Origin of the sequence: Methylobacterium sp. J-059, from assembly GCF_022829485.1 — a bacterium.
Taxonomy (GTDB): Bacteria; Pseudomonadota; Alphaproteobacteria; order Rhizobiales; family Beijerinckiaceae; genus Methylobacterium.
Genome location: NZ_JAKSYA010000123.1, coordinates 123,233 through 140,423, shown reverse-complemented (window position 1 = coordinate 140,423; position 17,191 = coordinate 123,233). Strand labels below are relative to the sequence as shown.

Here is a 17,191-nt window from a genome sequence, read left to right as displayed (position 1 = left end):
GCCGCAGCACGACATCGGGCTAGAAAAGCATCCCGTCACCGCAAAACATCCAGATCGGCGCACGGTCATCCCCTCGGTCAGCCGGCCTTCAGGAAGACAACGCGACCGAAATACAACGCCGAGCCTCCACCGAGCGCTTACGGTGAAGTCGTCGACCCACAGTCTGTTCGGGTGGGCGGCCTTGAACTGCCGGTTGATCCGGTCAAGCGGGCAGACGGCCCTTTCGGATCAGGGATCGTCGTGTGGATTGTTTTTCCCCGCACGACGCCCTGCAGACCCATCGCTCGCATTAGCCATGCAACGGTGCAACGAGCCACCGTGATTCCCTCACGGGAGAACTTCCGCCAGATCTTGCGCACGCCGTAGACGCAGAGGTTCGCCTCGTACACACGCCGGATCTGGGCCATCAGCACCGCATGCCGCTTGGATCAGGGCGGCAGTCTTCCGGTATCGGCCCGCCGCGCGGCATGGGCCTGATACCTCGACGGGGTGATCGGCAGCAAGCGGCAGATCGGCTCGACGCCTTGGGCCCCACGGTGATCGTCGATGAAGGCGATTAACGCTTGAACGGGCGGTCGAGCTCCGCCTGGGCAAAGTACTCCGATGCTTTTCTCCGGATCTCATTGACCTGCCGGAGTTCGCGAACCTTCCGCTCCAGCGCCTTGATCCGCTCGCGCTCGTCCGTCGTCGGGCCCGCTCGTTGGCCCTGGTCCCGTTCGGCTTGGCGTACCCAATTCCACGGCGTCTCGCCCAAGCAGCCGATCTTCGCAGCGATCAAGCGGATCGCACTGTATTGAGAGTCGTGCTCGCCCTGTTGCTTCGACATCATCCGCACAGCGCGTTCACGAACCTTAGGGGAAAAGGGTGGGGTTCGCTTCGTCATGGCTCCATCCTCGAAACAGTTAGGGCCTCCAAAAAACCCGGTGCGGTTCACTTGGGCTGCGATCGATCTGCCTGATTGGCTGTGCGGGGCAACAGCGTAGAGGCGGCCGCCAAAATGCTAACTTGGTAGATCCGTCCAAAGCAGAAGACCGCGGTGTCCAGATCGAACCGTGGCGAACGGCGAACCGATAATTTCCAATCCCAGTCCACCGAATCGCGACGCCCTCGCCATTGACGACATCACCGCCCCATAATAGATTACTAACATCATTTTAATGGCGAGTTCGATCGGTGTCGAGGAAGCGGCGATGAATGTCGGTATGGTCATGTTGCTGACGAGCCTCGCTTTGGCGGCGTGCTCGCCGGCCGAGACGGCGGTGCCTGAGAAACCACCGCTCGTTCAGACCGTCGCGGTCGCCCCGGCCGAGGGGGCGGTCTCGCGCTACACCGGGGTCGTTCGGGCGCGGACGGAGAGCAACCTCGGCTTCCGCGTCGGCGGCAAAATCTTCGAGCGGCTGGTCGATCCGGGGGACCGCGTCCGCCTCGGACAGCCGCTGATGCGCCTCGATCGGACCGATTTCGGGCTCGCGCTGAACGCCGCCAAGGCGTCCGTCGAGGCGGCCCGCGCGCAGATGATCAAGGCCAAGGCCGACGAGGCGCGCAGCCGCAAGCTCGTGGCCGACGGCTGGACTTCGATCCAGGCCTACGACCAGAACAAGGGCGCGGCCGATGCCGCCATCGCGCAGTTCGCCAACGCGGAGGCGCAGGCGAGCCAGATCGCCAACCAGGCGGGCTACGCCGAGCTCCAGGCCGATGCCGACGGCGTGGTGATGGAGGTGCCGACCGAGCCGGGACAGGTCGTCGCCGCCGGCCAGACCGTGGTGAAGCTCGCCCGCGACGGATCGCGGGAGGCGGAGGTGTTCCTGCCCGAGGGCAGCCGGCGCGCGGCGCAGGGGAACGCTTCGGCCACCCTCTACGCCGAGGGCGAGGCGACCTATCCGGCGCGCCTGCGCGAGCTGTCGGCGACGGCCGACCCCGCGACCCGCACCTACCGGGCGCGCTACATCCTGTCGGGCGGCGGCGAGGCTGCGCCGCTCGGGGCGACGGTCACCCTTCGGCTCGCCGACCACGACGTCCGGCGCGAGCCCGCGGTGGAGGTGCCGCTCGCGGCCCTGTTCGACCGGGGCGACGGCACCGCGGTCTGGCGCTACGACGCCGAGACCGAAACGGTGTGGGAGCAGGCCGTGCGGGTCGCGCGCATGGGCGAGGAGCGGGCCGAGGTCGTCGCGGGCCTGAGCCCGGGCGATCGCATCGTGGCGCTCGGCGCCCACCTGCTCAAGCCCGGCGAGAAGGTGCGCCAGGCGGACGCGAACCTGACGGGGGCGAAGCGATGAGCGTCTTCAACCTCTCCGCGCTCGCCGTCCGCGAGCGGGCGGTCACGCTGTTCCTGCTGATCGCCGTGACGGTCGCAGGCATCTTCGCCTTCCAGAAGCTCGGCCGCGGCGAGGACCCGGCCTTCACCGTCAAGACCATGACGGTCTCGGCGGCGTGGCCGGGCGCCACCGCCGAGGAGATGCAGCGTCAGGTCGCCGACCCGCTCGAGAAGCGGCTGCAGGAGCTCGTCTACTATGACCGCGCCGAGACCACCGTGCGCCCGGGCCTGATGGTGACGAAGGTCTACCTCAGGGACAACATGCCCCCGGGGAAGGTGCAGTCGGAGTTCTACCAGGCGCGCAAGAAATTGTCCGATCAGGCCTCCAGCCTGCCCCGCGGGGTGATGGGACCGCTGTTCAACGACGAGTTCTCGGACGTCTACTTCGCGCTTTACGCGCTCCAGGCCAAGGGGCTGCCGCACCGCCAGCTCGTGCTCCAGGCCGAGGCCCTGCGCCAGCGCCTGCTGCGGCTGCCCGGCGTCGAGAAGATCAACATCCTCGGCGAGCAGGCGCAGAAGATCTTCGTCGAGATCTCGTACCAGCGCCTGGCCACGCTCGGGATCACCGGCCAGCAGCTGCTGGCGTCGCTCGCCAACCAGAACGACGTGACGCCGGCTGGCTTCGTCGAGACAGCGGGGCCGCGGGTCTACCTTCGCCTGGACGGCGCCATCGACGGGCTCGACGCGATCCGCGGCCTGCCGGTGGCGGCGGGCGACCGCAGCCTCAAGCTCGGCGACATCGCGGAGGTGAAGCGCGGCTACGAGGACCCCAGAAGCTTCGCGATCCACAACGACGGCGAGCCGGCCCTGATGCTCGGCCTGGTGATGAAGCCCGGCTTCAACGGCCTCAAGCTCGGCGAGGCGCTCAATGCCGAGGAGGTCGCGATCCATCACGACCTCGCCCTCGGAATCGGCTTCACCAAGATCACCGATCAGGCCAAGGTCATCGACGCGGCGATCCACGAGTTCATGGTCAAGTTCTTCACCGCGCTGTCTGTGGTGATCTTCGTGTCCCTGGTGGCGCTCGGCTTCCGCGTCGGCATCGTCGTGGCGCTCGCCGTGCCGTTGACCCTGTCGGCGGTGTTCGTGGTGATGATGCTGACGGGGCGCGACTTCGACCGCATCACGCTCGGCGCGCTGATCATCTCGCTCGGGCTGCTCGTCGACGACGCGATCATCGCCATCGAGATGATGGTGGTGCGCATGGAGGAAGGCGCCGACCGGATCGAAGCCGCGACCCATGCCTGGAGCGCCACCGCCGCGCCGATGCTCACCGGCACGCTGGTGACCATCGCCGGGTTCCTGCCGGTGGGCTTCGCCGCCTCAACGGCCGGCGAATATGCCGGCAACATCTTCTGGGTGGTGGCGTTTTCTCTCGTCGTCTCGTGGATCGTGGCCGTGACCTTCACGCCCTATCTCGGCGTCAAGCTGCTGCCGAACATCGAGCCGGTCGCGGGCGGCCACGCGGCGATCTACGCCACGAAGAACTACCAGCGCCTGCGTCGGATCGTGCGGGCCTCGGTCGATCACAAATGGGCGGCGGCCGGCATCACCGTGGCGCTGTTCGTGGTCGCGGTCATCGGGATGAGCCGTGTGGAGAAGCAGTTCTTCCCGAACTCCGAGCGGCCCGAATTGATCGTCGAGGTCACGCTGCCGACCGGGTCGGCCTTCGCCACCACCGAGGCCACCGTGCAGCGCGTCGAGGCGGCGGTGCGCGACCTGCCGGAGGCCAAGGAGATCACGAGCTATATCGGCCAGGGCATGCCGCGCTTCGTGCTGTCGTTCGATCCCGAGCTGCCGGACCCGGCCTTCGCGCAGATCGTGGTGCAGACCGCGGACGCTGAGGCCCGCGACGCCCTCCGGGCGAAGGTGCGCAAGCTCGTCGAGGACGGCCGCTTCCCCGAGGCGCGCGTGCGGGTGTTGCAGATCGTGTTCGGGCCGCCGATCCGATTCCCGGTCGCGTTCCGGGTGGTCGGCCCCGACCTCGACGTCATCCGCCGCATCGCGGCCGAGGTCGCCGAGGTCATGGCGGGCAATCCCGACATGCGGCTCGTCCATCTTGACTGGGGCGACCGGACGCCGGGCCTTCACCTCGTCCTCGACCAGGAACGCCTGCGCCTGATCGGCCTGACGCCGAAGGAGGCCGGACAGCAGCTGCAGAGCTACCTCAACGGCACGCCCGCCACCCAGGTCCGCGAGAACCTGCGCTCGGTCGACGTGCTGCTGCGCAGCCCCGGCCCGGAGCGACGCTCGCTCGGCGAGATCGGCGACCTGACGCTCGCGACGAAGGACGGCCGGCAGGTGCCGGTCTCGCAGGTCGCGCACCTGGAAAGCCGGAACGAGGATGCGGTGCTCAAGCGCTACAACCGCGAGAGCTACATCCGGGTGCAGGGCGATGTGCTCGACGGCAAGCAGCCGCCGGACGTCCATGCGCAGATCTTCCCGCTGCTAAATCCGATCCGGGCGAGGCTGCCGCCCGGCTACCGCATCGACACGGCCGGCGCCGTCGAGGAGAGCGCCAAGGCGATGTCGGCTTTGATCGCCGTGTTCCCGATTATGCTGATCGTCACGCTGACGGTGATCATGATCCAGGTGCGCTCGTTCACCACCATGTTCATGGTGTTCGCGACCGCGCCGCTCGGCCTCGTCGGCGCGGTGCCGACCCTGCTGATCTTCCACCAGCCCTTCGGCTTCAACGCGATCCTTGGATTGATCGCGCTGTCGGGCATCCTGATGCGCAACACGCTGATCCTGGTGGATCAGATCCATCACGATCGCGCCTCGGGCCTGTCGGATTACGAGGCCGTGGTGGAATCGACCGTGCGCCGCGCGCGGCCCGTGATCCTGACGGCGGCCGCAGCGATGCTCGCCTTCATCCCGCTCACCCACTCGGTGTTCTGGGGGGCGCTGGCCTACGTCCTGATCGGTGGCGTCGGCGTCGGCACCCTGCTGACGCTGCTGTTCCTGCCGGCCCTCTACGCCCTGTGGTTCCGCGTCGCCCGAACACCTGCGGATGCGCGGAGCCCCGCGGTCGTTTCCGGGCGAGACGGAGCGACTGCGACCACGGGCGCTGTTCCATCCTGAGGGCTGGTGCGGCTGGGCGCTCGCCGCCGCGCATGCGACGCGGCAAGTGCCCGATCGATCGACCAGCCCGAGCCCCTGCCCCTGAACGGTCGAACGGGCGGCGCTTCGTGCTGGCGGCAACGGCCGAGGCGGCGAAAGCGTCCGGCGACAGCGCGACCGTGGACTGATTTAGATGACAGGTCGCATCCACATCGGATGCGATGCGTTAGCGCATCGTCCGCCGGACCGCGCGGCGGCCGCTCGTGAGACGAGGAGACGAAGATGCCGAGGGTGTCTCAGGAGCAGGCGCGGCTGAACCGGCAGCGCGTGGTTGAGGTGGCGTCGGCGCTGTTCCGCCAGCGCGGCCTTCACGGCGTCGGGGTCGCCGACATCATGGGGGCGGCCGGCCTGACGCATGGCGGGTTCTATGGCCAATTCGCCAACAAGGACGCCCTGGCGGCCGAAGCCTTCGAGTGCGCGATCAAGGAGGAATACCGCGGCAACCTCGACAGCCTGGTCGGGAACTACCTGTCGCTCGGGCACGTCCAGGCGCCCGAGAAGGGGTGCCCGCTCGCGGCCCTGGCCAACGACGTCGCGCGGGAGCCCTCGGGTAGCCCGGTGCGCGCGCGGTTCACCCACGGGGTCGAACGCCTCGCCGCCATCCTTGCCGACCTGACGCCGAAGGCCTCGCGCGAGCGCCGCCGGCAGCGTTCGCTGGCGACGCTGTCGACCCTCGTCGGCGCCGTCGTCTTGGCTCGGGCCGTGGACGACGAGGCACTGGCGAACGACCTGATCGAGGCCGCGCGCGCCTCGGTGGCCGGCTGAGGCCCGCTGGTCAGGACGTCTTCGACGCGTCGCGATACAAATCGGCGTGGCGATCCCGCAGGGCGTTCTTCTGGACCTTGCCCATGGCGTTGCGCGGCAGGTCGTCGGCGAAGAGAACCCGCTTCGGGCATTTGAACCGGGCGAGGCGCCCTTCGAGATGGGCGAGCACCGCCGCCTCGTCCGGAGCGTCCTTCGAACCCACCACGATGGCGGTGACGCTCTCGCCGAAATCGGCGTGCGGCAGGCCGATCACCGCTGATTCGACGACGCCTGGCATCGCGTCGATCTCGGCCTCGACCTCCTTCGGGTAGACGTTGAAGCCGCCGGTGATGATCAGGTCCTTGCCGCGGCCGACGATGTGGACGTAGCCGCGGGCGTCGACCTTGCCGAGATCGCCGGTGACGAAGAAGCCGTCGACCTTGAACTCGGCCGCGGTCTTCTCGGGCATGCGCCAGTAGCCCTTGAACACGTTCGGGCCCTTCACCTCGATCATCCCGACCTGCTCGGAGCCGAGCGGCGCGCCGGTGTCCGGGTCGACGACGCGCAGGGCCACGCCGGGCAGCGGGAACCCGACGGTGCCGGCGATGCGCTCGCCCTCATAGGGGTTCGAGGTGCTCATGTTGGTCTCGGTCATGCCGTAGCGCTCGAGGATGGCGTGACCGGTGCGGGCCCGCCACGCGGCATGCGTCTCGGCCAGCAATGGGGCCGAGCCGGAGGTGAACAGCCGCATGTGCGCGGTCGCCGCCTGCGTCAGCCCCGGATCCTTGAGCAGGCGGGTGTAGAAGGTCGGGACGCCCATCATGCTGGTCGCCCGCGGCATCAGCTTGAGGATCAGCCCGGCGTCGAGGCGCGGCAGGAACAGCATGCTGCCCCCCGACGCCAGCACGGTGTTGATCGCGACGAACAAGCCATGGGTGTGGAACACCGGCAGGGCGTGGATCAGCACGTCGTCGGCGGTGAAGCGCCAGGCCTCGACCAGCGTGCGCGCGTTCGAGGCGAGGTTGTCGTGGCTGAGCATGGCGCCCTTCGAGCGCCCGGTGGTGCCGGAGGTGTAGAGGATCGCGGCGAGATCCTCCGGATCCCGCGGCACGTCGGAGCACTCCGAGCCCTGCGCGTCCGCGGCCTCGGCGGCGCTGCCCCGGCCGGCGGCATCGAGGGTGAGCACGCGGGTGGTCCCGGCGTCCCCGGCGACCGGCACCAGCGCCTCGCGCTTGGCCGGGTCGCAGACGAACAGGGCGGGCTCGGCGTCGCCGAGGAAGTAGGCGATCTCCGGGGCGGTGTAGGCGGTGTTGAGCGGCAGGAACACCGCGCCGGCGCGCACCGCGCCGAGATAGAGGAACACCACCTCGGCGCTCTTCTCCACCTGCACCGCGACCCGGTCGCCGGGGCGGACGCCCGCGGACACCAGCGCGTTCGCGTAGGCCCCGCTGCGCGCGAGCATGTCGGCGTAGCTGTAGCGGCGCCCGTCGGGCGTCTCGATGAAGCTGCTGGCCGCCGGATCCGCCGGCAGGGCCTCGCGGATCAACGCGAAGAGATGATTCGTCATGACACAACGCTCAGCGAAACGGATGATCGGCGGCGGTCCACCCGCCTCAGGCCTCGGCGAGCGCGACGGAACGCGGCGGAGGCAGGTTGGCGCGCAACTCGCGTGAGACCGCGCCGGACGCCGAGACCGTGCCGAGGTTGGCATAGGTCTCGTGGTTCTTCTCGATCGCCGACAGGTCGTAGAGGTAGTTGACCATCAGGCCATGGGATTGCCGCAACCCCTTGCCGGAGACGTCGCCGAGGAAGTTGATCCGCTCGAGGCGCGCGCCGTTGCCGAGATGGAAGCGCGCCACCGGGTCGAGCGGGCGGCCCCGCTCGTTCTTCGCGCGGAGGAAGTAGGCGGCCGCCGCCGGCAGCAGCGCCTTGCGCACGGCATCGGACTTCGCCTTGTCGGTCGCCCAATCGGGCTCGTCGAGCAGGCGAAGCGCCTCGACATCGTCGCGGGTCAGGCCCTGCGGCGCTTCCGCCCGGCGCTCGCGATCGAGCCAGCGCGCGAAACCCGGAACTGGCGAGAGCGTGACGAAGGTCTTCAGGGTCGGGATCTCGCGGGCGAGGTCCTCGACCACCTGCTTGATCAGGAAGTTGCCGAAGGTGACGCCGGCCAGGCCCTTCTGGCAGTTCGAGATCGAGTAGAAGATCGCGGTCGTGGCGGATTTCAGCGGGAGCGGATCGCGCGCCTGCGACAGGATCGGCGCGATCGCCGGCGCGATCGCGCTGGTCAACGCGACCTCGACGAAGATCAGCGGCTCGTCGACGAGTGCCGGGTGGAAGAACGCGAAGCAGCGCCGGTCCGCCGGCTCGATCCGGCGGCGAAGGTCGTCCCAGCCGGCGATCTCGTGGACTGCCTCGTAGCGGATGATCTTCTCGAGGATGTGAGCCGGCGTCGTCCAGTCGATGTGGCGCAGCACCAGGAAGCCGCGGTTGAACCACGAGGCGAACAGGTGCTCGAAGTCCGAATCGAGGCTGTCGGCGGCGTCGATCAGGTTGGGCTCGCCCTCGTCGCGCAGGATGCGGCGCAGGTCGAACAGGTCCTCGCGCATCCGGACCAGGCTCAGCGTGCCGTCGCGGGCAAGGTTGAGGCGGCGGATCAGTTCCTGGGAGCGCGGCTCAGCCGCCTCGTGCAGGTGCCCGAGGCGTGCCCGCGTCGGGTCCGAGCGATAGGCCTGGATCGCGGCGTCGACCGCGTCGTGGTCGGCATCGAACTCGACGGCGATCAGGCGCAGGAAGGCGTGGCGCTCGTCGGTGCCGAGCGTCGCATAGCGGTCGAGGATCAGCCGCGCGAGGGCGACGCCCGATGCCTCGCCGCGGCGCGAGATCAGGTCGTCGCAGAGCTTGACCAGCTCGGCGGCGTTGGCCCGTGCGGCGAGATCGCCGCGGCCGAAGCTGATGAGGTCGCGACCGCGGTCGCTGATGGTCTGAAGGAGATCGCCGAAGAAAGAGATCGCCGCCATGGATCGCCGTCCGCGTCTCGCCTCGAAACCGGCCGCCGCAGAGGCTCCGGTCGTCCCGCACGGCGATGCCGGCGGCCCCATCGTTTACGGCGTGACCGCGCGCAGGGCCAGACCCTCCGTGAGGCCGTGAAGGCCGAAGCGGAACTCCGGGACGTCGTGGCCGGCTCCGCCGTGAAGGGCGCTCAGCGGCGCTCATCGCCGGCCTGGGCCACGACGGCGCTGTCGGCGCGCTCGCGCCAATCGCCGAGGCCGTATTGCCGGGCGAACTTCAGCTCGGCCGCCCGCCGCGCGCGATCGGGGTCGCGGGCACGCTGGATCTCGACGGATCCGATCGTGAACGGAAGGCCGAAGATCTGCTTCTCGAAATCCACCCGATAATTCGGCATGCAACCCTCTCTCGTCGTGTCGGTCACGCTCCGCCGCACGAATCGGTGCCACCAATCCTATGAACGGCATCAGAACCTGAATCGCCGCGATCGCCAAATCGATTGCCAGCAATCGACCCGCGCGTGGAACATCGTCCGTGGACGAAACATATGCAGGCGCAGCGGAATCGAAACCGGGTGCGCCACTCCTACGCGGCCGTGCCCTGCGCGCGCCGCCGTTGTCACCCGCCCGGTCGGCGCCTAGGCCGACCGCGATCCCTCGCAACCAGAGATACGAGTCTCATGCTCACAGAGCCGAACCGCTCGCGCGCCACGGAGCCCCGCTCGTGAGCGACATCCCGGTGCCGCATCCCGACCTGAGCACGAAGGCGCGGCTCGGGCTGACGCTGATCGCGGGCGGGGCGGTGGCCAACATCTACTACAACCAGCCGCTGCTCGGGCTGCTGGTTGCCGATTTCGGTCCGCGCGCCGCCTTGTGGGTGCCGACCGGCTGCCTCGTCGGCTACGGCCTCGGCATCGTCGGGCTGGTGCCGCTGGGGGATGCCTGGCCGCGGCGCCAGCTGATCATCGCGCAGCTTCTCGCGCTGAGCCTCGTGCTCGTCGTCGCCGCGCTCAGCCCGAGCCTGCCGATCCTGGCGCTCGCCAGCCTCCTGATCGGCTTCCTGTCGTCGGCGGCGCAGCAGGCGGTGCCGTTCGCGGCCGAGCTGGCGCCGGACGCCACCCGCGGCCGCATCGTCGGGCAGGTGATGACCGGCTTGCTCTCCGGCATCCTGCTCGCGCGGACGGTCAGCGGCTTCGTCGGCGCGCATCTCGGATGGCGGGCGGTGTTCTTCGCCGCCGCCGTGGTCTCGCTCGCGATGGCGGCGGTCGCGGCCGCGACCCTGCCCCGGACCGCGGCGAAGCGCCTGCGCTACCGGGCGCTGATGCTGTCGATCCTGCACCTCGCCAAGACCCAGCCCGTGCTGCGCAACGCCAGCCTGTCGCAGGCGCTGCTGTTTGCCGCGTTCAACGCGTTCTGGGTCACCCTCGCCCTGCTGGTGGAGGCCGAGCCGTTCAACCTGACCGCGGCCGGCGCCGGGCTGTTCGGCGTGATCGGCGTCTGCGGCGCCCTCGTTGCGCCGGTCTCGGGCCGCTTCACCGATCTGCGCGGCGCGCGACCGGTGGTCGTGGGCGGAAGCCTGCTCGTTGTGGCGGCGTTCGCGGTGCTCTGGGCCGGCGGCACGTGGTCGCTCGCCGCCGTCGCCGTCGGCGTGCTGCTGATCGACATCGGCATGAACGGCGCGCTGATCGCCAACCAGACGCGCGCCTACGCCCTCGTCCCGGGCGCGCGCGGACGGATCAACACCGTGCTGTTCACGGCGATGTTCGTCTTCGGAGCGATCGGCGCCTATGCCGGATCGCAGGCCTTCCTGCTCGCCGGCTGGGGCGGGGTCTGCGCGGTCGGCATCGCCTTCGCCGTCGCCGCCCTGCTCGTCGCCGTGCTCGACCGGCGCCCGACGATCATCTGAGGATCCGCGACAGGCGGCACCAGGCGTTCCTGTCGGCGGGCAGCCCGAAGCGCAGGCGCGCCGGCGCCTCGGCGAAGCGCCGGACGTGGATTCCGGCCGCCCCGAGCCGCCGGAACAGGCCCGGCGCATCGGGAAAATCGGCCGTGCGGAAGAGGACGGTTCCACCGACCGGCGTCCCGCCGGCCCGAGCGATCATGCGGTCGAGGCGCCCCGCATCGGCGGCGCGGGCGGCTGCGGCGTCGCGGCGCCACGCGGCATCGTCGAGGGCGGCGCGGCCGATCGCGAGCGCCGGCCCGGCGACGGCCCAGGGCCCGAGCGCCCCCGCGATCCGGCGCACGATCCCGGCTTCCGCCACGGCGAAACCGAGCCTGAGGCCGGCGAGCCCGTAGGTCTTGCCGAACGAGCGCAGGATCACGAGCCCCGGCCGCAGCCGCGGGCACAGGCTCTCGACGGCTTCGAGATCGGCGAAGGCCTCGTCCACGACGAGCAGGCCGTTGCGGGCGGAGAGGACTTCGGCGAGGGCGAGCAGCGTGGACGCCGGCCACGTCCGCCCGTCGGGGTTGTTGGGATTGACCACGACCACGACCTGCGCGGTGCCGACCGCTTCGAGGCATGGCACCGCCGAGACGGCGTGCCCGGCCCGACGCCACGCCGCCGCGTGCTCGGCATAGGTCGGCCCGACGACGCAGACCGCGCGCGGCGAAACCAGGCGGGGGATCGTCTCGATCAGGATCTGCGTACCCGGCGCCGGCACGATGCGGTCGGGCGCCGCCCCGTAGGCGCGGGACGCCGCCTCGCGGAGCGCGGCATGGTCCGCGGCGGAGGGCAGCCGGTGGAACAGGCTGGCGTCGATCGCCGGGCAGGGATAGGGGACCGGATTGATCCCGGTCGAGAGGTCGATCCAAGGCTCCGGCGCATCGGGAAACATCCGCCGCGCCGCATCGAGGTCGCCGCCATGGGCGATCGGCTCCGCCTCGGGCCTCCCCGGACCCCAGACGCCATGTCCACCGCGCTCGCTCATCCGCCCGATACGCTCGCCATCCTCGCCCTCGCCCTCGCGATCGAGGCGGCCTTCGGCTATCCGGACGCGCTCTACAGGGCGCTCGGCCACCCTGTCACCTGGATCGGCCGGGTGATCGCCGCCCTCGACCGCGGCCTCAACCGCGGCGGCCGCACCGCGCGGCGGCTCGGCGGGATTCTTGCGCTCGCCGTGCTCCTCGCCGGCGTCGGCGCGACCGCCCTCGGTCTCACCCTCGCGGCGGGGCTGGCCGGCCCGCTCCCGGCGATCGCGCTCATCGCCCTCCTCTGCGCCAGCCTGCCGGCCCAGCGCAGCCTGTACCAGCACGTCGCCCGGGTCGCGGAGGGGCTGCGCGGCGAGGGCCTGCCGGGCGGCCGGCGCGCGGTGTCGATGATCGTCGGGCGCGATCCCGAGACGCTGGACGAAGCCGGGATCTGCCGCGCGGCGATCGAGAGCCTGGCGGAGAACTTCTCCGACGGCATCGTCGCGCCGGGCTTCTGGATCGGGCTCGGCGGCCTGCCGGGCGGCGCGCTCTACAAGGCGATCAACACCGCCGACAGCATGATCGGCCACCGCACCCCGCGCCACGAGGCCTTCGGCTGGGCTTCGGCCCGGCTCGACGACCTCGTGAACCTGCCCGCCTCGCGGCTCACCGCCCTGCTGATCGTCGCCGCCGCCGCGATCCATCACGGCGCCTCGCCGGGCGGCGCCTGGCGCGCGATCCGGCGCGACGCCGGCCGCCACCGCTCGCCGAATGCCGGCTGGCCCGAGGCCGCGATGGCCGGCGCGCTCGGCCTTCGGCTCGCCGGCCCGCGGGTCTATGCCGGCGTCGCGGTCGAGGATGCCTGGATGGGCGACGGCCGCGCGGCGGCGGCGGCCGACGACATCGAGCGGGCCCTGCGCCTCTATCGAACCGCCTGCGTGCTGCTGTGGGGGCTCGCCGCCGGCGCGACCGGGCTCGCCATGCCCTGATCGGCGGCGCGGCGGCCGGCATCGCGCCGCAGGGCGCCGAGCACGACGAAGACGAGGCACGAGCCGACCACGAGGCAGGCCGAGAGAAAGATCATCGGCACGAGGTCGCTGCCGCTGCGGTCGCGGATGATCGGCACGGCGTTCTGGGCGATGAAGCCGCCGAGATTGCCCACCGAGTTGATCGCCGCGATTCCGGCCGCGGCCGACGCACCCTTGAGGATGGTCGGCGGCAGCGACCAGAACACCGGCTGGGCCGAGAAGATGCCGGCCGCCGCCACGCACAGGCAGGCGAACTTCGGGATCGAGCCCGGCACCACCACGCTCAGCGCCAGCGCCGACGCGGCGACGAGCCCCGGGCCGACCACGTGCCAGGTCTGCTCGCCCGTGCGCGCGGAATGCCGCGGCACCCACCACAGCGCCAGCCCGGTGACGACCCACGGGATGATGTTGATGAAGCCGTTGACGGTGTTGGTGACGCCGAAGCTGCGCACCACCGTCGGCAGCCAGTAGCTCAGGCCGTAGGCGGCCAGCGGAAACGCGACGTAGACGCTGGCGAGCATCCACACGCGCCGGTCGAGGAGCGCAGCGAACGGGTTGCCGTGCTCGACCTTGCCGCCGGTCTCGCGCTCCTCCCGCAGCGTCCGGCCGAGCCAGTCGCGGCCGGCGCGATCGAGCCAGGGCGCCTTCTCCGGCCCGTCCGGCAGGACCACCAGCACGATCACGGCCAGCAGCAGCGCCGGCACGCCGGTGCTGACGAACACCCACTGCCAGCCCTTGAGCCCGAGCGCGCCGTCGAGGTCGAGCAGCGCGCCGCCGATCGCCGCGCCGACGGCGTTGGCCACCGCGCTCGCGATCATGAACCAGCCGATCATCGCCGCGCGGTGCTTCTGCGGGAACCACAGGGTCAGCACGAACAGCACGCCGGGGAAGAACCCGGCCTCGGCGACGCCGAGAAGGAAGCGCAGCCCGTAAAACATCGCCGTGTTCCGGGTGAAGCCGAGCAGCACCGTGATCAGGCCCCAGGTCGCCATGATCCGGGCGAACCACAGGCGCGCGCCGACGCGTTCCAGGATGACGTTGGCCGGGACCTCGCACAGGAAATAGCCGAGGAAGAACAGCGACGCCCCGAGCCCGAAGACGCTCTCGCTCAGCCCGAGGTCGCCGACCATCTGCAACTTGGCATAGGAGATGTTCTGCCGGTCGATGTAGGCGATCAGGTACATCACCCCGAGCAGGGGCATCAGCCGCCAGGTCACCGTCGCGATCGTGCGTCGGGCGAGCGCGTCGTCGGCCGCGGTCTCGGTGGGCGTCATCGGGCGTTCCTCGCGTCCCGGCGGTCGATCGCGACCGGCCGCGCTTTCGCACGAGACTAGGCTCCGCGGCGGCGCGTGCCTATCGGCCCGCAGCGATCCCCGAGCGCCCGCGATGCCTGCTCGCGGACAGGACCCGCCCGGGTGTCATGCCCGATGCGCCTCATCCCCGGTGCGCCTCATCGCGCCAGGGCCAGCAGCCGGTCGCAGTCGACATGCTGCTCGAGATGCGCCGCCAGGGCATCGAGCACCCGCTCGATGCCGGCCTCGTAGGAGGCGCCGTCGGATCGTGCGCCGAGGCGGGCGAGCCATGCGGCACGCTGGCGGTCGTCGGCGAACAGGCCGTGGACGTAGGTGCCGGACACCAGGCCGTCGGCGGAGACCGCACCGTCGGCGCGCCCGTCGGCGAGGCGCAGCAGCGGCCGTTCCGCGTCGGCGCCGGTGGTGTCGCCGACATGCATCTCGTAGCCGGTGAACGGCATGCCGTCGGGCAGGCTGGTGCCGGAGACGGCTTCGAGCCGCTTCAACGGCGTCATCACCGTGTCGACGGCGAGCAGCCCGAGGCCGGGCACGGTCCGCGCCTCGCCCTCGATGCCGTCCGGATCGGACAGCGTCCGCCCGAGCATCTGGTATCCGCCGCACAGGCCGAGCACCCGGCCGCCGCGGCGTAGATGCGCATGCAGGTCCACGTCCCAGCCCTGCGCCCGGACGAATTCGAGATCGTCGATCGTCGTCTTCGAGCCCGGCAGCAGCACCAGGGCGGCATCGCCCGGGATCGCCTCGCCCGGGCGGACCAGCACCACCTCCACCGCGGGCTCGGTCCGCAGCGGATCGAGGTCGTCGAAGTTGGCGATCCGCGGAAACACCGGCACCGCGATGCGCGTCGCCGCCGGGCCGGCGGACCCGACGAGGCCGAGCACGTCCTCGGCCGGCAGGCGCGCCGCCTCGGGAAAGTGCGGGATCAGGCCGAGGCTGGCCCAGCCGGTGTGGCGCGCGATCAGGTCCATGCCGTCGGAGAACAGGCTCGGGTCGCCGCGGAAGCGGTTGACCAGGAAGCCGACGATCATCGCGGCGTCGTCGGGATCGATCACCGCCTTGGTGCCGACGAGGCTGGCGATGACCCCACCGCGGTCGATGTCGCCGAGCAGCACCACCGGCGTATCCGTCGCGCGGGCGAACCCCATGTTGGCGATGTCGCCGGCGCGCAGGTTAACCTCGGATGCCGAGCCCGCACCCTCGACGAGAATCAGGTCGGCCTGCGTCCTCAGGCGGTCGAAGCTGTCGAGCACCGCCTCCAGCAGGCGCGGTTTCCACGCCTGGTAGTCGCGCGCCTTCACCGTCGCGACCATGCGGCCCTGCACCACCACCTGGGCGCCGACCTCGGTCTGGGGCTTGAGCAGCACCGGGTTCATGTGGATCGACGGCGCGACGCCGGCCGCCCGCGCCTGCAGCGCCTGCGCCCGCCCGATCTCGCCGCCATCCGCGGTGACGGCGGCGTTGTTCGACATGTTCTGCGGCTTGAACGGGCGCACCCGAAGCCCGCGTCGGGTGAAGGCGCGCGCGAGCCCGGCGACGATCAGCGACTTGCCGACGTCCGAGCCGGTGCCCTGGATCATTAGGCTTCGGGTCACGGCTGAAGGGACCATTCCATCAAAACTCGATCCCCTCCTGCGCCTTCACGCCAGCCGCGAAGTGGTGCTTCACGCTGCCCATCTCGGTGACGAGGTCGGCGGCCTCGATCAGCGCCGGCTTGGCGTTGCGGCCGGTGACGACGACGTGCAGGTCCGGGCGACGGCTTTTCAGGGTGGCCACCACCGCGTCGAGATCGAGGTAGTCGTAGCGCAGCGCGATGTTGAGCTCGTCGAGGATCAGGAGACGGAGGCTCGGGTCGGCCATCAGGTCGGTCGCCCGGTTCCAGGCGTTGAGGCAGGCGGCGATGTCGCGGGCCTTGTCCTGCGTCTCCCAGGTGAAGCCTTCGCCCATCGCGTGCCACGCGACCCGGTCGCCGAACGTCCTCAGCGCATGCGCCTCGCCGGTGTCCCACGCGCCCTTGATGAACTGCACCACGCCGACCCGGTGTCCGCGCCCCAGCATGCGCAGCGCCAGGCCCAGCGCCGCCGTGGTCTTGCCCTTGCCGGGTCCGGTGTTGACGATGAGCAGGCCCTTCTCGATCGTCTTGGCCGCGACCTCGGCGTCCTGCACCGCCTTGCGCTTCTCCATCTTCTCGCGATGGCGTTCGGCGTCGTCGGTCATGGCGTTCCCTGCGGTTTGATGACGAGCGGCAGCCCGGCGACCGTCAGGACGACGCGGTCGCACTCGGCCGCGAGGCTCTGGTGGAGGCGTCCGGCCGCATCGCGGAAGCGGCGGGCGAGCGCATTGTCGGGCACGATCCCGAGGCCGACCTCGTTCGACACGAGGACGAGCGGCCCGCGCGCTTCCCGGCAGGCACTGCGGAGCGCCGCCGTCTCGGCGTCGAGGTCGGCATCGGAGAGCAGCAGGTTCGTCAGCCACAAGGTCAGGCAATCGACCAGCACCGGCCCCGGCGCCTCCGCGATCGCGGCGGCCAGGGCGGTCGGCACGTCCCGAGTGATCCAGTCGCCGGAGCGCCGCGCCCTGTGGAGGGCGATGCGCGCGCGCATCTCGTCGTCCCAGGCCCGTGCCGTGGCGAGGTAGAGCCACGGGCCCGGCACCGCCTCGATCAACCTCTCGGCGTAGGCGCTCTTGCCCGAGCGCGCACCGCCGAGCACGAGGGTCGTCCGAGGCGCGGCCTGCTGCATGGCTGGAACCCATGCCCCAACC

The 17,191-nt window shown here is 70.6% G+C and carries 13 protein-coding genes, 1 pseudogene and 1 other annotated feature; of the genes and pseudogenes, 5 read left to right on the top strand and 9 right to left on the bottom strand.

Annotation, left to right across the window (positions count from 1 at the left end):
• Positions 1–126 precede the first annotated feature (126 nt).
• Positions 127–883, bottom strand: a pseudogene (locus MKK55_RS17900) (IS3 family transposase); the annotation flags it as partial.
• Positions 486–602: a sequence feature (AL1L pseudoknot), on the bottom strand. (Overlaps the previous pseudogene by 117 nt.)
• 307 nt (positions 884–1,190) lie before the next feature.
• On the opposite strand from MKK55_RS17900, the gene MKK55_RS17895 reads away from it, so the two are divergent.
• From MKK55_RS17895 to MKK55_RS17885, 3 genes are all read left to right on the top strand, one after another.
• Complete coding sequence (locus MKK55_RS17895) at positions 1,191–2,276, top strand: efflux RND transporter periplasmic adaptor subunit (RefSeq protein ID WP_243936878.1); 1,086 nt, start codon at positions 1,191–1,193, stop codon at positions 2,274–2,276.
• A complete protein-coding gene (locus MKK55_RS17890) occupies positions 2,273–5,398 on the top strand; it encodes an efflux RND transporter permease subunit (RefSeq protein ID WP_243936877.1) in 3,126 nt (1,041 codons plus the stop codon). The genes MKK55_RS17895 and MKK55_RS17890 overlap by 4 nt, the downstream gene beginning before the upstream one ends.
• Before the next feature lie 261 nt (positions 5,399–5,659).
• Positions 5,660–6,202: a TetR family transcriptional regulator gene (locus MKK55_RS17885; protein WP_147726425.1), complete on the top strand. Its 543-nt coding sequence runs from the start codon at positions 5,660–5,662 to the stop codon at positions 6,200–6,202.
• Between the two features lie 10 nt (positions 6,203–6,212).
• Here the strand turns inward: MKK55_RS17885 and MKK55_RS17880 are convergent, their stop codons facing one another.
• The 3 genes from MKK55_RS17880 to MKK55_RS17870 all read right to left on the bottom strand — a co-directional run bounded on the left by MKK55_RS17880 (position 6,213) and on the right by MKK55_RS17870 (position 9,584).
• On the bottom strand, positions 6,213–7,748 hold the full coding sequence (locus tag MKK55_RS17880; protein WP_243936875.1) for a malonate--CoA ligase: 1,536 nt from the start codon (positions 7,746–7,748) through the stop codon (positions 6,213–6,215).
• Between the two features lie 46 nt (positions 7,749–7,794).
• Positions 7,795–9,198 (bottom strand): malonyl-CoA decarboxylase, encoded by a 1,404-nt coding sequence (locus MKK55_RS17875; RefSeq protein WP_147842481.1) that lies wholly within the window; start codon positions 9,196–9,198, stop codon positions 7,795–7,797.
• Positions 9,199–9,380: 182 nt separating this feature from the next.
• Complete coding sequence (locus MKK55_RS17870) at positions 9,381–9,584, bottom strand: hypothetical protein (protein WP_147726422.1); 204 nt, start codon at positions 9,582–9,584, stop codon at positions 9,381–9,383.
• A gap of 326 nt (positions 9,585–9,910) precedes the next feature.
• Between MKK55_RS17870 and MKK55_RS17865 the strand changes: the two genes are divergently transcribed.
• The gene (locus MKK55_RS17865) at positions 9,911–11,092 is read left to right on the top strand and encodes an MFS transporter (protein WP_243936873.1); all 1,182 of its coding nucleotides are present in this window, start codon (positions 9,911–9,913) and stop codon (positions 11,090–11,092) included.
• On the opposite strand, the gene cobD is transcribed toward MKK55_RS17865, so the two are convergent.
• Entirely contained in the window at positions 11,085–12,113 is a 1,029-nt protein-coding gene (cobD, locus tag MKK55_RS17860; RefSeq protein ID WP_243936872.1) for a threonine-phosphate decarboxylase CobD, read from the bottom strand. The genes MKK55_RS17865 and cobD overlap by 8 nt on opposite strands.
• On the opposite strand from cobD, the gene cbiB reads away from it, so the two are divergent.
• Positions 12,093–13,082 carry an adenosylcobinamide-phosphate synthase CbiB gene (gene cbiB, locus MKK55_RS17855; RefSeq protein ID WP_243936871.1) on the top strand — a complete coding sequence of 330 codons (990 nt, stop codon included), beginning with the start codon at positions 12,093–12,095 and terminating at the stop codon, positions 13,080–13,082. The genes cobD and cbiB overlap by 21 nt on opposite strands.
• Here cbiB and MKK55_RS17850 read toward each other — a convergent pair.
• The 4 genes from MKK55_RS17850 to cobU all read right to left on the bottom strand — a co-directional run bounded on the left by MKK55_RS17850 (position 13,016) and on the right by cobU (position 17,169).
• Complete coding sequence (locus tag MKK55_RS17850; RefSeq protein WP_243936870.1) at positions 13,016–14,395, bottom strand: MFS transporter; 1,380 nt, start codon at positions 14,393–14,395, stop codon at positions 13,016–13,018. The two genes, cbiB and MKK55_RS17850, sit on opposite strands and share 67 nt — an antisense overlap.
• 176 nt (positions 14,396–14,571) lie before the next feature.
• The gene (locus MKK55_RS17845; RefSeq protein ID WP_243936869.1) at positions 14,572–16,008 is read right to left on the bottom strand and encodes a cobyric acid synthase; all 1,437 of its coding nucleotides are present in this window, start codon (positions 16,006–16,008) and stop codon (positions 14,572–14,574) included.
• 34 nt (positions 16,009–16,042) lie between these two features.
• Positions 16,043–16,645 (bottom strand): cob(I)yrinic acid a,c-diamide adenosyltransferase, encoded by a 603-nt coding sequence (cobO, locus tag MKK55_RS17840; protein ID WP_147728672.1) that lies wholly within the window; start codon positions 16,643–16,645, stop codon positions 16,043–16,045.
• Complete coding sequence (gene cobU / locus MKK55_RS17835; RefSeq protein WP_243936868.1) at positions 16,642–17,169, bottom strand: bifunctional adenosylcobinamide kinase/adenosylcobinamide-phosphate guanylyltransferase; 528 nt, start codon at positions 17,167–17,169, stop codon at positions 16,642–16,644. Before cobU ends, cobO begins: the two co-directional genes overlap by 4 nt.
• Positions 17,170–17,191: the final 22 nt, after the last annotated feature.